The 22,600-nt window shown below is 71.8% G+C and carries 18 protein-coding genes; 8 read left to right on the top strand and 10 right to left on the bottom strand.

Annotated features, from left to right (window positions below; translation table 11 throughout):
- Nucleotides 1–131 precede the first annotated feature (131 nt).
- Together LHA35_RS19705 and LHA35_RS19700 are read left to right on the top strand one after the other, a co-directional pair.
- Nucleotides 132–848: a response regulator transcription factor gene (locus tag LHA35_RS19705; RefSeq protein WP_226611302.1), complete on the top strand. Its 717-nt coding sequence runs from the start codon at nt 132–134 to the stop codon at nt 846–848.
- A gap of 7 nt (nt 849–855) precedes the next feature.
- Nucleotides 856–1,371: a GNAT family N-acetyltransferase gene (locus tag LHA35_RS19700; protein WP_226611301.1), complete on the top strand. Its 516-nt coding sequence runs from the start codon at nt 856–858 to the stop codon at nt 1,369–1,371.
- 106 nt (nt 1,372–1,477) lie between these two features.
- Here LHA35_RS19700 and LHA35_RS19695 read toward each other — a convergent pair whose 3' ends face one another.
- Nucleotides 1,478–2,077 carry a malonic semialdehyde reductase gene (locus LHA35_RS19695; RefSeq protein WP_226611299.1) on the bottom strand — a complete coding sequence of 200 codons (600 nt, stop codon included), beginning with the start codon at nt 2,075–2,077 and terminating at the stop codon, nt 1,478–1,480.
- A 291-nt stretch (nt 2,078–2,368) separates the two neighbouring features.
- On the opposite strand from LHA35_RS19695, the gene LHA35_RS19690 reads away from it, so the two are divergent.
- The 3 genes from LHA35_RS19690 (at nt 2,369) to LHA35_RS19680 (ending at nt 6,309) form a co-directional block, all read left to right on the top strand.
- On the top strand, nt 2,369–3,151 hold the full coding sequence (locus LHA35_RS19690) for an LOG family protein (protein WP_226611297.1): 783 nt from the start codon (nt 2,369–2,371) through the stop codon (nt 3,149–3,151).
- Between the two features lie 613 nt (nt 3,152–3,764).
- Complete coding sequence (locus tag LHA35_RS19685) at nt 3,765–4,664, top strand: YihY/virulence factor BrkB family protein (RefSeq protein WP_226611295.1); 900 nt, start codon at nt 3,765–3,767, stop codon at nt 4,662–4,664.
- A gap of 355 nt (nt 4,665–5,019) precedes the next feature.
- Nucleotides 5,020–6,309, top strand: a complete 1,290-nt coding sequence (locus tag LHA35_RS19680; protein ID WP_226611293.1) for a glycoside hydrolase family 1 protein — start codon at nt 5,020–5,022, stop codon at nt 6,307–6,309.
- A gap of 173 nt (nt 6,310–6,482) precedes the next feature.
- Here the strand turns inward: LHA35_RS19680 and LHA35_RS19675 are convergent, their stop codons facing one another.
- Both LHA35_RS19675 and LHA35_RS19670 read right to left on the bottom strand, forming a co-directional pair.
- Complete coding sequence (locus LHA35_RS19675; protein WP_226611291.1) at nt 6,483–7,310, bottom strand: aldo/keto reductase; 828 nt, start codon at nt 7,308–7,310, stop codon at nt 6,483–6,485.
- Nucleotides 7,311–7,605: 295 nt separating this feature from the next.
- Nucleotides 7,606–9,168, bottom strand: a complete 1,563-nt coding sequence (locus tag LHA35_RS19670; protein ID WP_226611288.1) for a family 1 glycosylhydrolase — start codon at nt 9,166–9,168, stop codon at nt 7,606–7,608.
- 924 nt (nt 9,169–10,092) lie between these two features.
- Between LHA35_RS19670 and LHA35_RS19665 the strand changes: the two genes are divergently transcribed.
- Nucleotides 10,093–11,337, top strand: a complete 1,245-nt coding sequence (locus LHA35_RS19665; protein WP_226611286.1) for an MFS transporter — start codon at nt 10,093–10,095, stop codon at nt 11,335–11,337.
- Between the two features lie 142 nt (nt 11,338–11,479).
- Here the strand turns inward: LHA35_RS19665 and LHA35_RS19660 are convergent, their stop codons facing one another.
- From LHA35_RS19660 to LHA35_RS19630, 7 genes are all read right to left on the bottom strand, one after another.
- On the bottom strand, nt 11,480–13,780 hold the full coding sequence (locus LHA35_RS19660) for a xanthine dehydrogenase family protein molybdopterin-binding subunit (protein ID WP_226611284.1): 2,301 nt from the start codon (nt 13,778–13,780) through the stop codon (nt 11,480–11,482).
- 163 nt (nt 13,781–13,943) lie between these two features.
- Entirely contained in the window at nt 13,944–14,348 is a 405-nt protein-coding gene (locus LHA35_RS19655) for a hypothetical protein (RefSeq protein WP_226611282.1), read from the bottom strand.
- A gap of 395 nt (nt 14,349–14,743) precedes the next feature.
- Entirely contained in the window at nt 14,744–15,718 is a 975-nt protein-coding gene (locus LHA35_RS19650) for a carbohydrate-binding domain-containing protein (RefSeq protein ID WP_226611280.1), read from the bottom strand.
- Between the two features lie 85 nt (nt 15,719–15,803).
- Nucleotides 15,804–16,169, bottom strand: a complete 366-nt coding sequence (locus LHA35_RS29080; protein WP_408902365.1) for a hypothetical protein — start codon at nt 16,167–16,169, stop codon at nt 15,804–15,806.
- Nucleotides 16,170–16,490: 321 nt separating this feature from the next.
- Complete coding sequence (locus LHA35_RS19640) at nt 16,491–17,126, bottom strand: non-canonical purine NTP pyrophosphatase (RefSeq protein ID WP_226611277.1); 636 nt, start codon at nt 17,124–17,126, stop codon at nt 16,491–16,493.
- A complete protein-coding gene (gene rph / locus LHA35_RS19635) occupies nt 17,126–17,848 on the bottom strand; it encodes a ribonuclease PH (RefSeq protein ID WP_226611276.1) in 723 nt (240 codons plus the stop codon). The genes LHA35_RS19640 and rph overlap by 1 nt, the downstream gene beginning before the upstream one ends.
- Before the next feature lie 415 nt (nt 17,849–18,263).
- Entirely contained in the window at nt 18,264–19,586 is a 1,323-nt protein-coding gene (locus tag LHA35_RS19630; RefSeq protein ID WP_226611273.1) for a ferredoxin reductase family protein, read from the bottom strand.
- Between the two features lie 552 nt (nt 19,587–20,138).
- On the opposite strand from LHA35_RS19630, the gene LHA35_RS19625 reads away from it, so the two are divergent.
- On the top strand, nt 20,139–20,939 hold the full coding sequence (locus tag LHA35_RS19625) for a TVP38/TMEM64 family protein (protein WP_226611271.1): 801 nt from the start codon (nt 20,139–20,141) through the stop codon (nt 20,937–20,939).
- A gap of 214 nt (nt 20,940–21,153) precedes the next feature.
- Entirely contained in the window at nt 21,154–22,587 is a 1,434-nt protein-coding gene (locus LHA35_RS19620) for a phospholipase D-like domain-containing protein (protein WP_226611269.1), read from the top strand.
- The last annotated feature ends 13 nt before the right edge of the window (nt 22,588–22,600 follow it).

Genomic DNA, 22,600 nt, shown 5'->3' with positions numbered 1-22,600 from the left:
ATCTCCGGCAGCTACCCTGCTTGCGGAGGAGCCACCCGGACTCCCATGTAATCCTTGACAAGGACGCCACGGCTTCGCCATGCGGTAAAGCCATACGCGTCGACCGAATCGTACAGACACCCGGAGAAGGCATGGCCGGTCCGCGCCCCCTGCTGATCGTGGATGATGACGCCGCCCTGCGCGCGACGCTGGCCGAGCAGTTGTCCCTGGACGGCGAATTCGCGCCTGAGGAGGCGGAGACCGCCAGCGCGGCCGAGCAGATGCTCACCGGCCCCAACAGCCGCTACGATGCGGTGCTGCTGGATATCGGCCTGCCGGACGGCGACGGGCGGGAGCTCTGCGCCCGGCTGCGCCGCCAGGGCATCAAGATCCCCATCATCATGCTGACCGGCGCGGATGCCGAGCAGGATGTGGTCCGTGGCCTGGATGCCGGCGCCAACGACTACATCGCCAAGCCCTTCCGCCTGGCCGAGCTGCTGGCGCGGCTGCGCGCCCAGCTCCGCGTCTTCGACAATTCCGAGGACGCGGTCTTCGCCATCGGGCCCTATTCCTTCCGCCCCTCCGCCAAGCTGCTGATGGAGCCGGCGCGCAACCGGAAGATCCGGCTGACGGAGAAGGAGAGCGCCATCCTGAAATACCTCTACCGCGCCGGGGGGCGACCGGTGGGGCGGCAGGTGCTGCTGAACGAGGTCTGGGGCTACAACAGCGCGGTCACCACCCACACGCTGGAGACCCATATCTACCGCCTGCGGCAGAAGATCGAGCCCGATCCCAGCAATGCGCGGCTGCTGCTGACGGAGGGTGGCGGCTACCGGCTGGACCCGGCGGCGGGCCAGGCGGCGGCCTGAGAGCCGCGTGGCGGGTCGCAGCCTCCTGACGGAGCGGCTGCTGCTGCGGCCTTTCCACCCCCGGGATGTCGCGGCCTATGCCCGCATCCGCGCCAGGCCCGAGGTGATGCGCTTCCTGCCCGGCGGCGCGGCCCGCGCGGCCACCGCCGCCGCCGACACGCCCGGCCTGGTCGCCCGCTTCGCCGCGCTGTGGGAGGAGGTGGGCTACGGCCCCTGGGCGATGGAGGAGCGCGCGACCGGCCTGCTGCTCGGCCATTGCGGGCTGCGCCTGCTGCCCGAACTCGGCGGTGAGACGGAGATCCTCTACCTGCTGGACCGCCCGCACTGGGGGCGCGGCCTGGCGACGGAAGCCGCGGTGGCGGCGCGCGACTTCGGCCTCGGCTGCCTCGGCCTGCCGCGGCTGGTGGCCTATGCGCTGCCGGAGAATGTCGCCTCCCTCCGGGTCATGCAGCGCATCGGCATGCGGCCTGAGGGGCCCTGCGAGGCCTTCGGGCTGCAGGCGGTGCGCTACGCCTTGCCCTGAGCGGGCGGCGGCAGCGGATTGGCGTTCAGCGCTTGACGCCGCCAACCCGCCGGTGGCCATGGATTGCCTGGCAGCGTCTCCCTCCCGGGCCCTCCCGCGATCCGTGCTACTCCAGCCGGCAGGCCTCGTCGAAGGAGAGCCGCGGCAGGCGCGGATGCAGCCCGGCCGGGTCGCCATAGCCGAGATTGACCAGGAAGTTGGACCGCCAATTGGTGCCGGAGAGGAAGGCCTCGTCCACCTTCCAATTGTCGAAGCCGCTCATCGGCCCGGCATCCAGCCCGACCGCGCGCGCCGCCAGGATCAGATAGGCCCCCTGCAGCGTGCCGTTGCGCGTCGCCGTCTGGTCGGCCAGCGACCAGTTGTCGGCGAACCATGACTTCGCATCGGCATGCGGGAAGAGCTTCGGCAGCTCATCGTAGAAGCGGCTGTCATGCGCGACGATGACGGTGACCGGCGCGCTCATCGTCTTCTCGACATTGCCGGCCGAGAGGGCGGGGCGGAGCTTCTCCTTCCCTTCCTTCGTGCGGATGAAGACGAAGCGGCCGGGCGAGCTGTTGGCGCTGGTCGGCGCCCATTTCAGCAGGTCGTAGAGTTCCTGCAGCCTGGTGTCCGGCACCGGGCGGTCCTGCCAGGCATAATGGGTGCGCGCGGCGCGGAAGAGCAGGTCGCGCGCGGTATCATCAAGGGTCGCGGCGTCATTGGTCATGCTAGGTCTCCTCGGCCCCTGGCCGGTAACGTGCCCGAGATGACAGACCTTACCACGACCCGCGCGGTCTGAACTCCGGGCGGGGGACCGAGCGGTTGATGCGCAGGACCTGCGGACCCCGTTCGCCATGCGCCGATGCCGGGCGTCCGATGCCCGGACGATCCGGCGCGGAGCCTCATGCCCCGGGATTCGCGCCGGCGCTGCCCGGAATTCTCCGGCGGCAGGGGACGGGGAAGGCGGAACGCGCGGCCCTGCGGGGTGCTACAGAGGCCGCAGGAAAGGGACAACGGCATGGCAAGCAACGCGGAGCAGAAGGCATCCCCCAGCTACCGGCTGGCGGTCGAGGACCCGGACTTCCTGTTGCGCGACGAGGTGCGGGCGCTCCGCTTCGCCATGGAATACGAGAAGGCCGAGATCGCCCTGCGGGACTGGGGCGTGCGCTCCACCATCGTGGTCTTCGGCAGTGCCCGCATTCCCGCGCCGGAGGAGGCGGTGCCCGGCACGCCGCGCGCCCATCTGGCGCCCTGGTATGCCAGGGCGCGGGAATTCGCCCGCCTCGTCTCGCTGCGCGGCGGCGCGCTGGGGGTGCAGGAGGGCGGCCTCAGGGACAATGTCATCGCCACTGGCGGCGGCCCCGGCATCATGGCAGCGGCCAACCGCGGCGCGGCGGATGCCGGCGCCCCCTCGATCGGTTTCAACATCTCCCTGCCGCATGAGCAGGAGCCGAATCCCTGGTCCACGCCGGACCTGACCTTCCGCTTCCACTATTTCGCCATGCGCAAGATGCACCTGGCGATGCGGGCCAATGCGCTGGCGGTCTTCCCCGGCGGCTTCGGCACCTTCGACGAATTGTTCGAGGTCCTGACCCTGCTGCAGACGCGCAAGGCGCCGCCCGTCGCCGTGGTGCTCTTCGGCCGGGACTATTGGCGGGAGGTGGTGAATTTCGAGGCGCTGGCCCGTCACGGCCTGGTGGACGCGCATGACCTCTCCCTCTTCGGCCTGGTGGACGAGCCGGAGGAGGGCTGGGAATGGCTGCTGGCGCACGGGCTGAAGGCGCATGCGCCGGAGGCGTAGCGGAGGGGCGCCGGGGCCCCGCCCGGGCGGCGAGGAGGATGGTGGAGTCCCCCTCCCCGCTCCGGCGAAGGCGGCCTCCTTCGCCATGGGATGGCGCGGAGCCGTCCTGGGAAGACACTCGCGGCAAGCGCGAAGCGGCGGATCCCGATCGCGGCAACGACCTGCCGCTCGACCGCGGCCTCGGAGACGGCCCGCGGTTCGAAGTCCATCGCATACCGACCGCACGGAGTCCTGGCCCATGGCCGGCGGTGGTCCGGCCGGCATGACTCCCTTGTTGGGCGCGCCGCCGCCACGCCAACCCTGCGCGCGATATGCGCTATGGAAAGTCAGGATTTTCCGCGGCGCATATCAGGCCTCCGAACGGCTGCGCCGATGCAGGCGGCGGCTGTGGTCTTCCCCATGGCGCTGCCGCGAGCCCACCATCCTGTCCAGGCCCCTGGACGGCTGAGGCCGTGCTGCGCCTTGCGCCTGCATCCGCTCACATCCGGCGGCGCAGACCAGGTTTGGCGACCAGATGGATGCGCCGGCGCCCCGTGGTGAGCAAAGTGAGGCCGCCAGGAACCCGGCGAACGGCTCCGGAGCGGGATCGGGCGAAGATGGGTGGGTGGAGCGGATGCGGCTGCGCAGGGCCTGGGCGCTGATCAGGGACACGGGTGCAGGCTTCGTCGAGGACGAGGCAATGACCCGCGGCGCCGCGATTGCCTGCTACACCATGTTCTCCCTCGCGCCCCTGCTGTTCGTGGCCGTCGCGATCGCCGGGCTGGCTTTCGGCGAGGAGGCCGTCCAGGGGGCGCTGGCGGAGCAGCTGCGCGCCCTGGTTGGGCGCGAAGGCGCCCAGGCCGTACAGGCCATGGTCCGTGGCGCCGGCTGGGAGGGCGGCGATGGCGGGGGTAGCGGCTTTCCCGCCATCGTGGGTGCCGTGATCCTGCTGGTGACCGCGAGCGGCGTCTTCGCCGAGATCCAGTCCGCCCTCAACGTGGTCTGGAAGGCGGTGCCGAAAGCTCTCACCGTCTCCTACCTCGTCAAGGCCAGGCTTCTCAGCATCGGCCTGGTCGCAACCACCGGCTTCCTGCTGCTGATCTCGCTCCTGGCCAGCGCCGCGCTGGCGGCGCTCGAGACCTGGGCGCGCGGCTACCTGCCGGACCTCGCAGCGGTGCTGCGGGTGCTGAACTTTGCCGTCTCCTTCGCGCTCACGGCCGCCCTCTTCGCCGCCATCTACAAGATCCTGCCCGACCGCCGGCTGGAGTGGCGCGACGTGGCCGTGGGCGCGCTGGGCACCGCCCTCCTGTTCACCCTCGGCAAGGGCCTGATCGGCTGGTACATCGGCGGCAGCGGCGTGGCGGCGCGCTATGGCGCCACGGGCGCGCTCGTGGTCGTGCTGCTCTGGGTCTACTACTCCGCCCAGATCTTCCTGCTCGGCGCCGAGTTCACCCGCGCCTGGGCTGGGCTCGAGGGCAGCCGGCAGGTCGCCCCGATCAGCCCGGAACCGGAAAGGCTCAAGGCGGCCCGATAGTCCGGCGCGTCGCGCGGCTGACAGGGTGGCGCCACCCGACCCGGATACCGGACCCGGAACGAACCCGCGGCGCCGGGGCGCGTAGCTGACCGACAACAGCGCCCTGGGGCGCATGGGCAGGAACGCATCCAACGGCAGACCTCGTGGTGATCGGCTTCGACGGGCCGCATGGCCGTGTCATCGACCCCTCCGGGACCGGACAGGGCGTCAGCCCGCCCTGCGGCCGAGGCGCAGCGGCGCACCACGCCCGCCGCAGCGCGTCCCCGGCTTGACCCCGATCCTCCGCCGGGGGCTGCTGGCCGCGATGGCGGCGGGCACGGTGCCGGCAGCGCTTCCTGCGCCGCCCGCCCTTGCCATGCCGCCGGAGCCCCGCGCGGCCTTCCGACCGGGCCTGTTCCGGAGCTTCTTCCTCGGCGGCTTCGAGTGCTCGACCCAGCGCCGCGCGGATGGGCGGCGTCTCGACCTGATTGCCGCCACCCGACATGACCGGCTGGCCGCCTCCGATTACCGGCAACTTGCCGAGCACGGCATCACGGCCGCCCGCGACGGCGTGCGGTGGCACCTCGTCGAGGCGGGTGCGCCGGGGCGGTACGACTGGTCGGCCGTGCTGCCGCTGCTCCGCGCGGCGGAGGCGGCGGGCGTGCAGGTGTCCTGGGATCTGTGCCACTATGGCTGGCCGGACGGGCTGGACGTGTTCTCGGCCGGTTTCGTGGACCGCCTGGCGCATTATGCGGCGGCCTTCGCCCGCCTGCACCTCGAGGAGACCGGCCGGCCGCCCATGGTCTGCCCGGTGAATGAGATCTCGTTCCTTGCCTGGGCCGGCGGCGACATGGCACGGATGAACCCCGGCACACGCGGACGCGGGCTCGAGCTCAAGCGCCAGCTCGTGCGGGCTGCGGCGGCCGCGGCCCGGGCGCTGCGGCAGGCGGCGCCCGGTGCCCGGATCCTGGCAGTCGAGCCGGTCATCCATGTCGTACCGCACCGGCATGCGGACGCGGCGCTTGCCATGGCCTACTACAACGGCGCGCAGTTCCAGGCCTGGGACATGCTTGCCGGACGGGTGGAACCGGAACTCGGCGGCGGGCCGGAGGTGTTCGACGTGGTGGGCGTGAACTACTACTGGAACAACCAGTGGAGTTGCACGGGGGAATGGCTGCCGGAAGGACACTGGCTGTGCGAGGGCGAGCCGCTATCGCCCTTCGATCCGCGCACGCGCCCGTTGCATGCGCTGCTGGCGGCCGTGCATGAGCGCTACGGCCGCCCCCTCTTCCTGTCCGAGACAAGCATCGAGGGGGACCTGCGCGCCGCCTGGCTGCGCCATATCGGCGGGGAGGTGCGCGAGGCGCTGCGGCGCGGCGTTCCGGTCGAGGGCGTTTGCCTTTATCCGGTCCTCAGCCATCCCGGCTGGGACGATGACCGCTACTGCGCCAATGGCCTGTTCGAGATGGAGCCACTGCAGAACGGCCACCGTCCGGTGCATGAGCCCCTGGCGGCCGAACTCCGATGGCAGCAGCGCCTGTTCGCGTCCGAGTTCGGGGCGGAGGCGGGTGAAGGTGGGTTGCCGGTTCCTGGCGGATCGCGGCTCGGCACGGCACCTGCTCCACCCGGCCCGAAGCCCGCCGGCCCGGAGCGGCTGCAGGAATAGGACGGCGCCGTTGCATCCCGCGCCCGGTCAGCCGGTCATACCGGTTGCACGGAGTCCTGGCCCATGGCCGGCGGTGGTGCGGCCGCAATGACTCTCTTGTTGGGCGCGCAGCCGCCACGCCAACCCGGCGCGTGAGATGCGCCGGGGAAAGCCAGGACTTGCCACGGCGAGTATCAGGCCTCCCAGTCGGGCGCGATGTCCGGGTCAACCAGGCGCCGGTTCTTCGGCAGGGCGGCGATCGCCTCGATATCGCCGGCGTCCAGCCGCAGCGCCGCGGCCTGCAGGTTTTCCCGCTGCCGCGCCGGCGAGACGGCCTTCGGGATCGCCGCGACACCCGGCATGGCCAGCAGCCAGGCCAGCGCCACCTGCCCCGGCGTCGCGCCGTGCTTCGCGGCGATGCGGCGGATGGTGGGGTTGTCCGCCACCTCGCCCTTGGCCAGCGGCGTGTAGCTGGTCAGCACGATGCCGCGGGCGCGGCACGCCTCCAGCAGGCGCTGCTGGCCGAGGAAGACGTGGTGCTCCACCTGCAGGCAGGCGATGGGCACGATCTCCGCCTCCGCCGCCCGGCGCAGCAGGCCGGGCGGAAAATTCGCCAGGCCGACCGCGCACGCCAGCCCATCCTCCTGAAGCCGCGCCAGGGCGCGCAGAGCGTCGAGCAGATCGAGCCGGGGGCTCGGCCAGTGGATCAGGTAGAGATCGACATGGGACTGGCCGAGGCGGCGCAGGCTGTCCTCCGCCGCGCGCCGGATCTGTGGGCCGTCCGTCTTGTCGGTCCAGACCTTGGTGGTGAGGTAGACCGCCTCCCGGGGCAGGGCGGCGGCGCGCAGGGCGGCGCCGACGGCCTCCTCATTGCCATACATCTCCGCCGTGTCCAGGTGGCGATAGCCGAGCGCGAGGGCGGACTCCACGGCCGCCTGGCACTCCGCGCCGCGCATCGGCCAGGTGCCGAAGCCCAGGGCCGGCATGTGCGTCAACCCGGTCTCGATCACGGGAACGGTCATGGTCGGGATCCTCCTGACAGGGGCAGCCGAGGCGGCCCGTGCGCCTCATGCATCGCCGGCCGGAGCAACGCCGCGCCGCGCATCGGGACCGCCGCATCCCGGCCTGCCGGCTGGTGATGCCGCCTTGCCTGCACGGTTCCGGCTGCGCCCGCGGCGCCGCGAACCAGCCCTGGCCGCGCGCCAGGCCGGCGGCAACCTCCGGGTCGCGCCTTCGCCGGCGGCCCCGGGAGGCCGCCAGGATCGCGCAGCGGCCCAGGCCCATGATCGGGCCGGGGGAACATGCCGCGGGCCCACATCAGCCCACCCTGACCCGCTTCGGCGGCACCAGGAACCGGTCATCGCGCCGCCACCAGCCGGACTGCTGCAGCAGGGGATGGTCGAACTGGCCGTCCCGGCCGAGCGCCTTCGCGGCCATCGCCATCAGGGTCGGATGCGGGCGCCCGCTCGGGTGCCGCATGTCGAAGGCGCCGGGTTCGTAATGCCCGGTCTGGCGCGTGAGGAGGCTGTTCCAGTCCACCGCGCCGAGCAGCGACCAGACCGTCACGGCGCGCAGGTCGGCACCCTCTGCCCGCAGCTTGGCCGCGGCCTGCCACGCCTCCAGCAGCCAGCGGACCTGCTCATGGTCCGGGCACCAGCCGATATGCGCCTCGGTGACGGCCAGCGGGACCGGGCCGTAGCGCTCCCAGGCCTCGCGCAGGCGAGGTTCCCAGCCGGTGGCCTCGTGCGTTGGCAGCGGCACGCGCGCGGCCTCGATATCGGCATAGCTGTCGCGCCCATTGCCGCCATGCAGATGCGGCGGGTAGAGGGACAGCCGGTGGTCCAGGAAGCGCTCGCTGGTGATGTAGTAGTTCAGGCCGATCAGCATCGGCCCGGGATCGCCAGCGAGGAAGGTGTCCAGTTCCCATTCGGCCACGCCCGCGGCGCGCAGGCGCGGCCACCAGGGATGGTCGCGCCCGACGCGGCCGCAGAGCAGGTCGAGGCTGAGCCAGCGCCGCTCGTTCTCGTAGGCGGCCTGGTAGGCCAGGCGCCGCGTGCTGAAGGTCCGGCCGAGATCCTCGGTCTGCACCAGCTCCGCATCCGGGATGACGCGGCGGATGGCGCGCATCGACAGCAGCACCGCCCGGCATTCATTCACCAGGATGCGCAGGAAGCTCGCCTCGTCGCGCCGGTGCGGATGCCAATGGCCATAGAGACCCGAGAACCGCGCGGTGGTCAGCGGCTCGTTCACAGGGGTCCAGGACCGGATCCAGGGATAGCGCCGCGCGGTACGCTCCGCCTGTGCCGCCAGCAGCTCCGGGAATTCCGGATCCAGCAGGTTGGTGTAGTGCGGGCCGCCGCCGTGGTGGACGAGGCCGGCGACCGGCGTCACGCCCAGCTCGCACAGCCGGCCGAGCCGCTCGTCATGCCAGCGCCAGTCGCATTCGCCCGGATGATCGGGCGCGACATGCTCCCAGAGGACGGGATAGCGCAGCCTGCGGAAGCCAAGCTCGGCCACCACGTCGAGATCGGCGAGCCGGTCGTAATGGCCCCCCTCCCGCAGCTGGTCGCGCCAGGCATCGCCGACCCGCAGGACGGTGCACTCGATACCGCCCCAGAGCTCCAGATCACGCGCCCTGCGCCGCGCCTCTGGCTCCAGGGTGCCGAGGTCATTGGCCGGCACAGGACCGAGCGCTGCGAGATCACCGACCAGGGGCGAGCGCCACGCAACTTCGGAACAGCCCCCCCGTGATCCGGGCGCGGCAATCTCGTCATTGGCCGGCGTGACGTTTCGTTCGAGAAGCTGCTCAAAGGGCGCGCTCGGTTCCTGTGCGCCGGCCGACAGATTGTCGAGGCCGGCGCCGTCATCCAAATCAGCCATGCGAGTTCCCGGCCCCTGGGGTGAGGCACGGAAGCTCCTTCGGCGGCGTCCGGTTCAACGGGCGGCTGCCGAATTCCATGCATCACCGGCGGTGATGGAGCCGCGGTCTCGGCCGTCGCACGCACCATCCGGCCAGGACGGCACGCATGGCCCGGCGCCCTGAAATGCTTGGATACATTGCCCCGGGCGCCTGGAACCGGGTTCCGGCCAGGCTGCAATGGACCGGAACGGCATGGCATCGCGCCGATCCCGTGCGAGGTCCGTCATCGTGAACTCGTGATGGCGACGGCGATGACCGCCTCGGCTTGCCGCCCTTGCCCGGCTGCCGGAGGCAGCCCAGCCCCACGCCGCCAAGGGTGGCCACAGGCAGCTGCCCTGCGCCGGCCGCACCGGCGGCCAGGCCTCGGTCAGCCGTTTGGAGGCGCGGCCGACCGCGCGGCTGTGGCGATCGCGGTCAAAGAGCCCCAGCGGGTTGCCACGGCCGTTCCGCTCGCGCGGCGCAACCTCCCAGCCGGCATGGCCGGTAAGGGCGCAGCAGCTGACACCAGGCAGCGGCACGCCTTCCCGATGCAGGCGCATCCCGCCGGACCACTGCTTCCACACCCAGCGCTCCCCCGTCAATCCGCGGTTCCTCGACGAGGTTGGTCTCGGTACGCAGGACCGGCATCCGGCAGCGCCCGCATTGCTCCGGGGTAGCCGAAGACCTCGCCGGCCCGGCAGCAGTCGCCGTCTGCCGGGCTCAGGTGCCCGCTGGTCCGGCACCAGCCGTTGCCCATGATGCAATGGTGCTTCAGCGCCGGCCCTGGCGCAGGAAGACATGGCATTCCCCCCGCGTCGCATGCCCCAGCCCGCCGATCTTGGAACGGAGCAGGGCTGCAGCGGTTACCTCGGCGATGCCGCGCCGCCCTGATCCGGAGCCATCACATGCAACAGCGGGGCGCCGAGCGCGCGCTCGACGCCCTGAGCTTCTTCGTCTCCGACGCTCGCTACGGGCTCGGCGCCTATCTCGGTGTCTACCTGCTGGCCGAGCACGGCTGGGATCCGGCGAGCATCGGCGCGGCGCTCTCGATCGGCGCCCTGGCCGGGCTGGTGTCGCAGGCGCCGCTCGGCGCGCTGGTGGACGCGGTGCGGGCCAAGCGGGCGCTGATCGCCGGCGCGGTCGTGGTGGTGACTGCGACCTGCCTCGTCATCCCCCTCGCGCCCCGCTTCTGGTCGGTGGCAATGGCGGGGCTGGTCGGGGCGCTGGCCGGCGTCACCATCGGGCCCACCCTCGCCGCCATCTCGCTCGGCGTGGTCGGGCCGGCCCGCTTCGCCAGGCGGGCCGGGCGGAACGAGGCACTGTTCCATCTCGGGGACGGCTCGATCAGCCTGGCGATCCTGCTCACCGCCCCGTTCTTCGGCAACGCGGTCCTGTTCTGGTCCATGGGCTTCACGGCCATGGCCAGCGTCGCCGCCGCCGCGGCGGTCCCTGCGCGTGCGATCGACCACGACGTCGCCCGCGGCCTGCTGCCCGGCGACGCCGCGCATGGCGTGCGCCCCTCGGCCTGGCACCTGCTGCTGGGATCCCGGCCCCTGCTGGTCTTCGCCATCTGCGGTGCGCTGTTCCATCTCGCCAATGCCTGCATGCTGGGGCTGGTATCGCAGAAGCTCGCGCTGGGTGATCTCGGCCAGGGCATCGCCCTGACGGCGGCCTCCGCCATCGTCGCGCAGTCGGTGATGGTGCCGGTGGCGGCGCTGGTCGGCGCGCGGGCGGATGCCTGGGGACGCAAGCCGCTGCTGCTGGCCGCCTTCGCCGCCCTGGCGCTGCGCGGGACGCTCTACACCCTCTCCGACGACCGGGCCTGGCTGATCGGGGTGCAGTTGCTCGACGGCGTCGGTGCGGGGCTGATCGGCGCGCTCTTCCCGATCGTGGTCGCCGACCTGACGCGCGGCAGCGGCCATTTCGCGGCCGCCCAGGGCGTGGTGGGCACGGTGCACGGGACCGGCGCCATGACGAGCATGGCGCTCGGCGGGGGGCTGGTGGCGTGGGCAGGGTATGACGCCGCCTTCCTCGTGCTTGCCGCGATTGCCGCCTTGGGTGGGATCCTGTTCTGGCTGGCCATGCCGGAGCCCCGGGCTGCGCCGGCAATGGCGAGGGCCGGCGGGGCCGAGGCGAAACCCGTCGCCTGATACGCGCCGCGGCAAGTCCTGACCTTCCGCGGCGCGTATCGCGCGCTGGGTTGGCGTGGCGGCTGCGCGCCCAACGAGAGAGTCATGCCGCCCGCACGACCGCCGGCCATGGCTGAGGAAGCCGTGCGATCGGGATGAGGCATCAGGCCGGGTTGCGCATCGCCTGCCAGATCCGCTCGGGCGTCGCCGGCCCATCGAAGCGTGTCACCCCGAGGGGCGCCAGCGCATCCAGGATCGCGTTGCCGATGGCGGGGAAGATCCCGCCGACCGCCGCCTCGCCCGCGCCCTTCACCCCCAGCGGGTTGGTCGTGCAGCGGGAGGCATGGAAGTCGAGCACGAAGGAGGGCAGGTCGGCGGCGCGGGGCAGGGCGTAGTCCAGGAAGGAGCCGGTCAATGGCTGCCCCGAAGCGGGATCGTAGACCGCCTGCTCCAGCAGGGCCTGGCCGGCCCCCTGCGCCATGGCGCCATGCGCCTGGCCGGCGGCGATGACCGGATTCACCAGCACGCCGTAATCATCGACGGCCGCATGCCGGACCAGCGCGACGGCTCCCGTCTCGCGCTCGATCTCCACCTCCACCACATGCGCGCCGTTCGGGAATGTCATGTGCTCGCGCGTCCAGTGGTGGTAGGTGTCCAGCGGCGTCCCGGCCTCCCGCGCCAGCGCCGCAGCCTCCATCAGGCCGATCGCCCGGTTGCCGCCGGGGATGGAGAACACGCCCGCCTCGAAGCGCAGCTCGGCCTCCGTGGCGCCGAGCGTCGCCGCGGCGATGCGCCTGCCCTTGGCGATGACCGTCTTGGCCGCATGCCAGATCGCGGTCCCGCCCATATAGGTGGCGCGCGAGCTGCCATGGCCGCCGCCGGTCGGGATCAGGTCGGTATCCCCCTGCCGCAGCCGGATCAGCGCATTCGGCACGCCAAGCCGGTCGGCGAGGATCTGCGGGAAGGTCGTCTCGTGTCCCTGGCCGATCGTCTGGGTCCCGGTGACCAGGGAGATGCTGCCGTCGGCCTCGAAGCGGATCTCGACATTCTCCTGCGGCGATCCGCCGGTGCCCTTGATGTGATAGGCGAAGCCGAGGCCCCGCAGCTTCCCCTGCGCCGCGCTGGCCGCGCGGCGCGCGGCGAAGCCCGGCAGGTCGGCCAGCAGCAGCGCCCGGTCGAAGCTCTCCCGGAAGCGGCCGCTATCGACCGTGATCCCGGCGGCCGTCACCATCGGCATCGCGTCCGGGGGCACGAAATTGCGCCGCCGCAGGGCCATGCGGTCGAAGCCGCACCGGCGCGCGGCGATGTCGATCAGGCGTTCCAGAAGATTGATGGCCTCGGCATAGCCGGGCGAGCGGGTGACGCCGACCGGCACGGTGTTCGTCAGGACCGCCCGGACCTGCAGGGCAACGGCCGGGATCGCATAGACGCTGCCCTGGAGGTGGACGTACTGGTTGGTCTGCACCGCGCCCGTGCCGCCGATCAGGTAGGCGCCGATATTGGCATCGCTGCGGACGCGCAGCGCCAGGAAGCGGCCCTCGGCATCCAGGGCCAGCTCCGCCTCCGCCAGATGGTCGCGCGCCTGGTGGTCGCTCAGGAAGGCTTCCGCCCGGGTGGCGATCCACTTCACCGGCCGCTCGACCCGGCGTGCCGCCCAGGGGATCAGGGCGTGCTCGGCATAGGCGAAGTTCTTCGCGCCGAAGCCGCCGCCCACATCCGGGGCGAGGAAGCGCATGGCGGCGGGCGGCACCCCCAGCGCGCGGGCTGCCTGGTCGCGGTTGGCATGGATGTTCTGGCTGGAGAGGGTGACCGTGTAGCGCCCGGCTGCGGCGTCCCAGGCGCCGATCACGCCGCGCGGCTCCATCGGGCTGGTGACGACGCGATGGTTGTGCAGCCGGGCCGAGACCCGGTGCGCCGCGCCCGCGAAGGCCGCCTCCACCGCCGCCTGGTCGCCCCAGTGCCAGTCGAGGCAGGTGTTCCCGGGCACGCCCTCGGCGATCTGCGGCGCGCCGGGCGCACGCGCGGCCTCGGCGGTGGTGACGGCCGGCAGGACGGTATAGGTGACCTCGATCAGTTCGGCGGCGTCCAGGGCCTGGGTCCTGGTCTCGGCGACCACCAGGGCCACGGGCTCTCCGACATGGCGCACCTTGCCCTCGGCCAGCAGGGGCTGCGGCAGGAAGGCGAAGGGCTCGCCGGTATGGGCATTGACCTCGACCGTCGGTCGCAGCGGCTGCAGGCCATCGGCCCTGGCATCGGCGGCCGTCAGCACCGCCAGCACGCCGGGTGCGGCAAGGGCGGCGGCGGTCTCGATCCGGTCGATACCCGCATGGGCGTGCGGCGACCGCAGGAGGACGGCATGGGCGAGCCTGCCCATGGGCAGGTCGTCGAGATAGGCCCCCTGGCCGGTCACGAAGCGCAGGTCCTCCGAGCGCCTGGGCGCGTCGCCGATCACCGACCGGGTCATGATGGACGGTCCTTCCTGATGCCCGGGCGATGATCGGCACGCGCCGGCCTTAGGGCAACGGCGGGGAGGGAGGCTGAGCGGTCGCCCGCAAGGCGGCATGGACGCGGAACGGGGGCGGCATGGCAGGCAGGGGCGCCTCGCCCCGGTTCGCTGATCCGGCGCCTCAGGCGGAGCCCTGACCGGGATGGCGCGGTGTGAAAGCCCCCGCCCGGGCCGCGGCATTCGTGAGCTGCCGGAGTTCCTCGGCGCAATCGGCCAGCACGCCGGTGATCTCGCCCAGGGTGGAACGCAACCGGCGCATGGCCACCTCTGACTGCAGCGGCACGGTCAGGCGCTGGATCGTAACCGAGCCCCGCTCATACCCGAACCAGCAGTGCCAGTAGGGCCGGCCATCACCAGAGCCGTGCCTGGCCCATGCCGCCGGCTCCTCCAGCGACGAGAGGAGGGACGCGACCGCCTCGAGCGCCGCCTCGCCGGGATCCTTCCAGAGGACCTGCAGAAGCGCCTCCTTCACGCCATCGATGCCTTCGACCACGCCGGCCCAGGGCGTGGAGCCCTGAACGACCACCACGAAGCATGCTGACGCCTCAGGTATCGCGCCCGGGCCTTGTACGTCTCCCTCGTGCATCCCGCTCCCCCGGCCTGCCCTGGGGTCCGGCTATACCAGAAACACTGCGCGCATCGGCGGCCGTGTTCTCCACCGAGCTGACAGGGATCCTGTTCGGGTTCGCGTGCTTATCCAGGCGCCTGCGGGATGGTGGAGGCAGGCTGCCGGCCCTCATCGACCCGGGGCTTTCCGGTGGGGAAAGCCTGGACGCCGCCATGCGTCGCGGGCCCGCCTGCCTCCCATCCGGCCAGCCACCGGTTCGAGCCGCCTCCGTCCCGGCCTTGAATCCACGGCTGTAGTGCCGCGCCGTCGGAGCGGAGCCCGGGCTGCCGCGCTTCGGGCAGCCCGGGTCGGGATCAGCCCAGCGGGTTCATGTCGGCATAGGAGAACTCATAGGCCGTGATCCAGTTTTTCCCGCCCAGCTCGCCATTGTTCCATCTGGTCTGCATGCCGAGGCTCGGCGCCAGGTTCTCGCCGCCATGGGCGTAGTCCTTCGGCACATTGCTGGTCGTCGTCCACATCTGCTTGCCGTCCACGAAGCCTGTCAGCCGCCCGTGCTCCCAGAGCAGGGAGTAGGTGTGCTTCTGCGTCTCATCGACGCCGTTCCACATATTGCTCCTGTAGCTGTCGCCGCCGCTCGCGTTCTTCCAGTGCACGGTGCTGTAGGGCTGACCGTTCGAGAGGATCTCGAGCACGTCGAGCTCCGGGCCAGGCCACTTGTCGGTGCTGGGCCAGAGCAGCGCATAGGGGCCGATATGTCCCTCGGCTTTGACGGTGAAGCTGTAGAGGCCGTAGCCGAAGCCCTTCTCGGCGCCGGCCGGCTTGACCATCGCGCCGCTGTCCTTGTCGTCCCAGGTCGAGCGGATGGTGAGCTGGCCCTTCACGCTGGTGTCCACGCCGGGGCCCCAGCTGTGTGAGAAGATGCCCTTGCCGCTGTTGAAGGACTCCACGACGTCCGGCTTCCAGCCGGCCGGCAGGATCTGCTCGCCGACATAGGCGACGCCCTGCCCTCCGCTAGTGCCGATGCTGAAGTCCCGCGTGCCGGTGGTGCTGAGCTTCGCGCTCACGCCCTGGCTGACGCCGTCGAGATAGATCCCGTCCACATAGAGGTTGCGGTCAGTGGCGGCCGTGCCGCCCCAGGCGTCGTTCAGGAACTTGACGGCGACCTTGTGCGGCCCGGCGCCGATCCCGGGAATCGAGATGGTGTCGTACTTGCCGGCCGAGTGCGACGCGTTCGCGGTTCGTACGCCGCCGATCTGCGTGCCGTCGACGGTGATCGTGTACTGCGCGCTTCCCTGCCACGCATCCTGGGAGATCCTTACGGTCAGCATCATGCCCTCCTGTCCGGAGGGCGCTTTCTCGCGTATTAGTTGATATCAAGTTTATTTGAGCGCGCGCAGGGCGAAACTCCTCCCCCTACCCCGGGTGCGGCCAGGAACGGCTTGCCTCGGCCGGGGCCGTCCGCAGGGTGAACCCGGCGCTGGCCGAGTGGACGATGACCAGGGTGGAGGTGCCGTCCTCGCCGCTCGATCCTCCCAGCCCCCACGGCCAGGGCAGCCAGCACATGTCCCCCGCCTTCCAGGCGGAGCTGCGCTTCCCCGGCATCGAGAGCTCGTCCGCCTTCGCCCCTGCGCCGGGGGCAATGACCGCGCGGAGCGCTTCATCTGTACCCGCCAGGAAAAGCTGCTCGGGGCGCGGCCCTTCGGCACCGGCGAAACGCCGCGCCAGGTCCTGCTCGAGTTCCGCGAGACCTGCAACGCAGCTCGGCTGATCGGGCGGCACGGCTTCAGGCCGCGCGACACGGTCTGGCAGGGCCAGCCTTCAACCGCGGCACCCGCTGCGCAGGCTGCAATACGGCGTCTCGTCAGCTACAGCGGATTGCGTTCAGAACTGAACGCTCATCCGCTGGTGCTCCTTGTTTTCCGAGCAGAGTCACGCCTTCGGTCGTTCACGGCCGCCGGCGATCTGCTCTAGGGGGCGGTCTGCCGCGCCGGATCTGGCCGGGTCCTCGGCAACAGCGGCTTTGGAGCGGATTGCGGAGGGGCGTGAACGCCCGGCCGCGTGACTCTGCCCTACAGGCAACGGCCTGCAGCGGACTGGCCTTCAGTTCTGAACGCGATCCGCTCCAGGCCGGGGCAGGCAGGCTTCGGCCAGCTGGGCAAAGGCGCGGGCGCGGTGGCTGATGCGGTGCTTCTCCGCCGGGTCCATCTGCCCGAAAGTCTCGGCATGGCCGTCCGGGATGAACATCGGGTCGTAGCCGAAGCCGCGCTCGCCCCGCGGGGGGTGGACCCAGGTGCCGTGGACCTTCCCCTCGAACCCTTCCGTATGGCCGTCCGGCCAGGCGAGGACGAGGGCGCAGGTGAACCAGGCGCGGCGATCGGGATGGCCGCCTGCCAGCGCGGCCACCTTCGCCATGGCCATGGCATAGTCCCGCCCGCCGCCGGGCAGCTCCGCCCAGTCCGCCGTGCGCACGCCCGGATCGCCACCCAGCGCCGCCACGGAGAAGCCGCTGTCATCCGCCAGCGCGGGCAGGCCGGCCGCGCGCGCCGCGGCCAGCGCCTTGATGGCGGCATTGCCGAGGAAGCTGTTCTCCGTCTCCGCCGGCTCCGGCAGGCCCAGCTCCTTCACCGAGACCACCTGCATGCCATGCGGCGCGACCAGCGCCGCGACCTCCCGCAGCTTGCCGGCATTGTGGCTGGCGAGGACCAGCCGGCCCGGTCCCAGGCGCCGGTGCGGCATCAGCCGATGCCCACGGCCGCGCGCTGCTGGCGGAAGAGCTGGTCCGTCCCGTGCCGGGCAAGCTTCAGCAGGGACATGAGCTGCGCCTCGCTGAACGGCTCGCCCTCCGCGGTGCCCTGCACCTCGACCAGGCCGCCATTGCCCGTCAGCACGAAATTGGCATCCGCCTGGGCCTTGCTGTCCTCGTCATAGTCGAGGTCGAGCACCGGCTCCCCCTGCCACAGCCCGCAGGAGACGCCCGCCACCTGGTCCTTCAGCGGCATATGGGCGATGACGTTCATCTTCAGGCAGTGGCGGAATGCCAGGTGCAGCGCCACCCAGGCGCCGGTGATGCTGGCGCAGCGGGTGCCGCCATCGGCCGTCAGCACGTCGCAATCGAGGGTGATGGACATCTCCCCCATCGCCTTCAGGTCCGTCACGGCGCGCAGCGAGCGCCCGATCAGCCGCTGGATCTCCTGCGTCCGGCCGGACTGCTTGCCGCGCGCCGCCTCCCGGTCTCCCCGCGTGTGGGTGGCGCGGGGGAGCATGCCGTATTCCGCCGTCACCCAACCCTGGCCGCTGCCGCGCAGGAAGGGCGGCACGCGGGATTCGACGGAGGCGGTGCAGAGCACCTCGGTATTGCCCATGCGGATGCGGCAGGAACCCTCGGCATGGCGGGCAACGCCCGGCTCGAGGACGACATGGCGAAGCGCGTCGGGGGCGCGGCCGGAAGGACGGGTCATGCGGCGGGGCCTAGCACGGGGGCGGAGAGCCGGGGAAGGGCGCAGGCCCCGCCATGGCCAGAGCGGATCGCGGACGGGCGTGAACGTCCGGAAGCGTGAATCTGCTCGAAAAACAAGGAGCACCAGCGGATGGCGTCCAGGCATGGCGCCATCCGCTGCAGGTTCCCGGTGACAGGGCGGATTCACGCCTTCGCTCGTTCACGGCCTCAGGCGATCTGCTCTACCGCAGCACGGCGAAGCCGAACGCCATCAGCACGACGAGGGCGCCGGTGAGCATGGCCAGGCGGAACGCGATCCTGCGGCGCATCGATGCCTCTCCTCATGGGGCCGAAAGCCCCGGCACGGACGGGGCGCGAATGGCGGCTCGCCCGCGGATTGCCCTGCCTGAACCATGGCGCCGGCCATGCCGGCCCGGTCAGACAAGCTCGAAGACCTCGGTCTGCACCCGGTGGGCGGGGAGGCCGAGCTCGTGCAGGGCCTTCTCCGCCGCCGCCGTCATGGGCGGCGGGCCGCACAGGAAATGGTGCAGCCGCGGGCGCAGCTCGGGCGACAGGTGGCGCTCCAGCAATTCGCGCGTCACATGCCCGGTCTCGCCCTGCCAGCCCTCCGGCGGCTCCTCCAGGATATGCACCAGCCTGAGGTCGAGGCGGCTCCGCAGCGCCTCGAGCTCCTCCCGGAAAACGACCTTCTCCCAGGTCTTGTTGCCGTAGAACAGCCAGACCGGTCGCCGGTCGGCCCGCGCCGCCATGCTGCGCAGCATGCTCATCATCGGGGTCACCCCGATGCCGCCGACGATACCGACGAAGCCCGCCGCGTCGGGGACGCGGTCGATCGAGAAGACGCCATAGGGGGCATCCAGATAGGCCACCTCCCCCGGCCGGATCTCGCCGATCCGGCCGGTGAAGTCGCCAAGCGCCTTGATGCCGAACTCGATGCGCGGCAGGTCCTCGGGCGCCGAGGCGATGGAGAAGGGGTGCTCGCGCAGCCCGAAGGGCGAGCCCCGCAGCGTCAGCCAGGCGAATTGCCCGGGGCTGAAGCCCTTCAGGCCCGCATGGCCATCCGGCTCCAGCGCCAGGGTCCAGGTGTCGTTCCGCTCCGGCCGCACCGCGACGACGCGCCAGGGATGCCGCTTCTGCTCCCAGGGCTTGGCCACCCGCACCCAGACCAGCAGCAGCACCCAGACCAGCGTGACGGAAAGCCACAGCACGCGCTTGACCGGCGCGGCGGTGAAGTAGCCGATGCCCAGGATATGCGCGACCGCCGCGGCGAAGCCGAGCGTGGCGAGGGCGACATGGGCGTAGCGCCAGAGCCCGTATTCGAGGCGCAGCAGCTTGCGCCATTCCGAGGTGATGACCGCCAGCGCGAACAGCACCAGCGCCGCCCGCCCGGCCGTCAGTTCCCAGGGCGCCTCCCGCGGGTCAATCGTCGGGCCGAGCGCCTCCTCGTAGCCCAGCCAGAGGATCCCGAAATGCACGAGGACGAGGGCGAGCGCGATCCAGGCGAGGTAGCGATGGAACAGGTAGATGATGTCGATGCCGAAGGGCGCGGTCAGAGGCCGCAGCCTTGCGGTCAGGGCGAACTGGACGCCCATCATCGCCATGCCGGCGAAGCCAAGCGCCATGGAGAAATCCCACCAGAACTCCCGGCCGGGCGGCACTTCGCCCAGCAGCAGCACGGCCTGCGGTGCAAGCACCAGAAGCAGGTAGATCGCGATCCAGGCTGCCGCCCGCCTGCGCATGCACCACTCCTTCCGGGACGGTATGCCTGCGAAACCGGGCCGGCCGTCATGGGTTCCGCGGGACCGGAATCCCGGCGCGGCTCGCCCGGCGGCACGGGATGCGGCTGCCCGGGGCAGGGCATGCCTCATCAAGGCGGTTCCGGCGCCAGCCATGGGCAAACCGCGTCGGCGGGCGGGCCGGCGGACCAGCGGATGGGCGCCGCCCATCCCGCAGATCTCCGCCAGAGACGCGATGTCGTCCCGGCGGCGCCTGCCATCCTCCCCGGACGCGAACAGCGCACCCTCGCGACGAGAGAGCAGAAACCCGATGGTGCGCTCGGCCAGGGCGCTGTCCACCCCCGCATCGCCGGCGCGCATCGCCGCCCGAACGCCCCCGCCCGGCCGCCTGCGGATCGTCGGCACCTCCGGCAGGCAGGGCGGGCGCCCGGCCTCTTTTTGCCGTGTCCGCGCACCCGGCCACCCGCGGCGGTGTTCGACTGACCGGGATGGACCACGGTGCCGGCGGCGCCCCGCCAGGGCCGGGCCATTTCCCACCTCCAGGGAAGCGGGAGAATGGCCGCCAGACCGCGACAGGGCTCCGCCGATGCCGAAGGCTCGGGACTCCAGGCCCACGGGCATCCCGGAAAGGCGGCCAGGGCGCCGAGCCGGGTTGCAGGCCGGCCCGGCCTGCGCCGGTTCTGGCCGCTGGCGCTGCTGCTGGCGGCCATCCTCCTGATCTTCGCGCTGGGCCTGCACCGGCAGCTCTCGCTCGCCGCGCTGGCGGAATACCGCAGGGCGCTGGCTGAACTGGTGGCGGCGAGGCCGGTCGCGGCGGCGCTGCTCTATGTCGGGACCTATGCCGGGGCGATTGCCCTGGCGGTGCCCGCCGGCCCCGTGCTGACCATGGCGGGCGGCCTGCTCTTCGGCCTCTGGCTCGGCACGGCACTCGCGGCGGCAGCGGCGACGACCGGCGCCTGCCTGCTGTTCCTCGCGGTCCGGTCGGCGCTGGCCCCGGTGGTGGCGCGCCATGCCGGCCGCCTGGTCGAGACGCTGCGGCCGGGGCTGGAACGCGATGGCGGCTGGTACCTGCTCTCGCTCCGGTTGCTCCCGATCGTGCCCTACTGGCTGGGTACCATCGCACCCGCCCTGGTCGGGATGCGCCTGCTGCCCTTCGCCACCGGAACGGCGCTGGGTATCCTGCCGGGCACGGCGGTCTTTGCCAGCCTGGGCGCCGGGCTCGACGACATCTTCGCGCATGGCGAGACGCCCGACCTGTCGGCGGTCCTCTCCCCATCGGTGCTGCTGCCGCTGACCGGGCTGGCGGTGCTGTCGCTGCTGACCACCTGGTGGCGCCGGCGGCGGCGCGAGGGATGACGCCATGGAATGCTCGCCGGCCCGGAATGGGCACGATCCCGCCAAGGCGCCAATCCCGGGGAACTCACGCGGGGGAAACGTGTCTCATGCAGATCGACGAACCATAACGGTCAACGGGAGATCGGTGCCCAGCCTCAGCACTCTCCGGCCCGGGGCCGTTCCGGCGGCTGACACCCCGACCACGGCCGCGACCACATCGCTGCTCCGGCCGGGCATGACGTGCTGGCAGGCCGGCCTGGCGGAACGCGCGTCGCTGCTGCTCGACACCGCCGACTATTTCGCCGCCGCGCGGGCCACGATGCTGCGCGCCCGGCATTCGATCCTGTTGCTGGGCTGGGACTTCGACCCGCGCACCCGGCTGTGCCCGGATGCAGGCGACAGCCAGGCGGAGCCCTGGCCGGATGCGATCGGCCCCCTGCTGAATGCCCTGGCCGAGCGCCGCCCGGACCTCGATATCCGCGTGCTGGTCTGGGACATGCCGCTGCCGCTCCTTGCCACCCGTGAGGGGCTGTTCCCGCGGCGGGCACCGGACTGGTTCCGGGCCGCGGGCGGCCGCGTCCGCTGCCGCCTTGATGCCTCGCTGCCCTTCGGGGCCTGCCATCACCAGAAGCTGCTTGTCATCGATGATGCGGTCGCCTTCTGCAGCGGGGGCGATTTCGCCGCCAATCGCTGGGACACGCCGGCGCATCTGGACGAGGATCCCCGCCGGGTCATGCCTTCGGGCAATGGCCACCCGCCGCGGCATGAGGTCACGATGATGGTGGACGGCGCGCCGGCCGCGGCGCTCGGCGCCCTGGCGCGCGAGCGCTGGCGCCACGCCACGGGGGAGCGGGTCGCCCCGCCACCACCGGCGGCGACGGACCCCTGGCCACAGGATCTGTGCCCCGACCTCACCCGGGTCCCCATGGCCGTCACCCGCACCGAGCCAGCCTGGCTGCACAACCCGCCGGCACGGGAGGCCGAGGCGCTGCACCTCGCGGCGATCGCGGCGGCCCGCCGCTTCATCTATCTCGAGAACCAGTACTTCGCCTCCCCATGCCTCGCCGAAGCCCTGATGGCGCGCCTCGCCGAGCCGGACGGGCCGGAGGTCGCGCTGGTCGTCTCCGGCGAGAGCCCGAGCTATTTCGACCGCATGACCATGGATGCGCCGCGCGATGTCCTCATCGCGCGCCTGATCGCCGCCGATGCCGGCCGCGGCCGCTTCCGTGCCTATGCCCCGCGGACGCCGAACGGCCGCATCATCATCGTGCATTCCAAGGTCGCCATCATCGACGACCGCCTGCTGCGGGTCGGCTCGGCCAATCTGAACAACCGCTCCGGCGGCTATGACACCGAATGCGACCTCGTCGCCGAGGCGCCGGACGGGCCGGAGGGCACGCGCGTGGAGGCGGCGATCCGGCGGTTCCGCCACCACCTGATCGGCCATTATGTCGGGCTGGACACCGAAGCCGCCAGGGTGGCCTTCGCGGCGGGCGGCGGCCTGATCCGCGGCATAGAGGCGCTGGAGGCCGGCGTACCCGACACGCGCCGGCGGCTGCGCCCGATCCGCCCCGGTCGGGCCGGCCCCTTCGGCGCGCTGGTGGCCCGGTTCCATCTGGGCGATCCCCGTGGCCCGGACGATGCCTGGCGACCCTGGCGCCGGCGGTGAGCGGAGCGGGCCC

This window comes from Roseicella aerolata (genome assembly GCF_020523605.1).
In the GTDB taxonomy this organism is placed as follows: Bacteria; Pseudomonadota; Alphaproteobacteria; order Acetobacterales; family Acetobacteraceae; genus Paracraurococcus; species Paracraurococcus aerolatus.
This window is presented reverse-complemented; position numbering and strand designations above follow the sequence as displayed.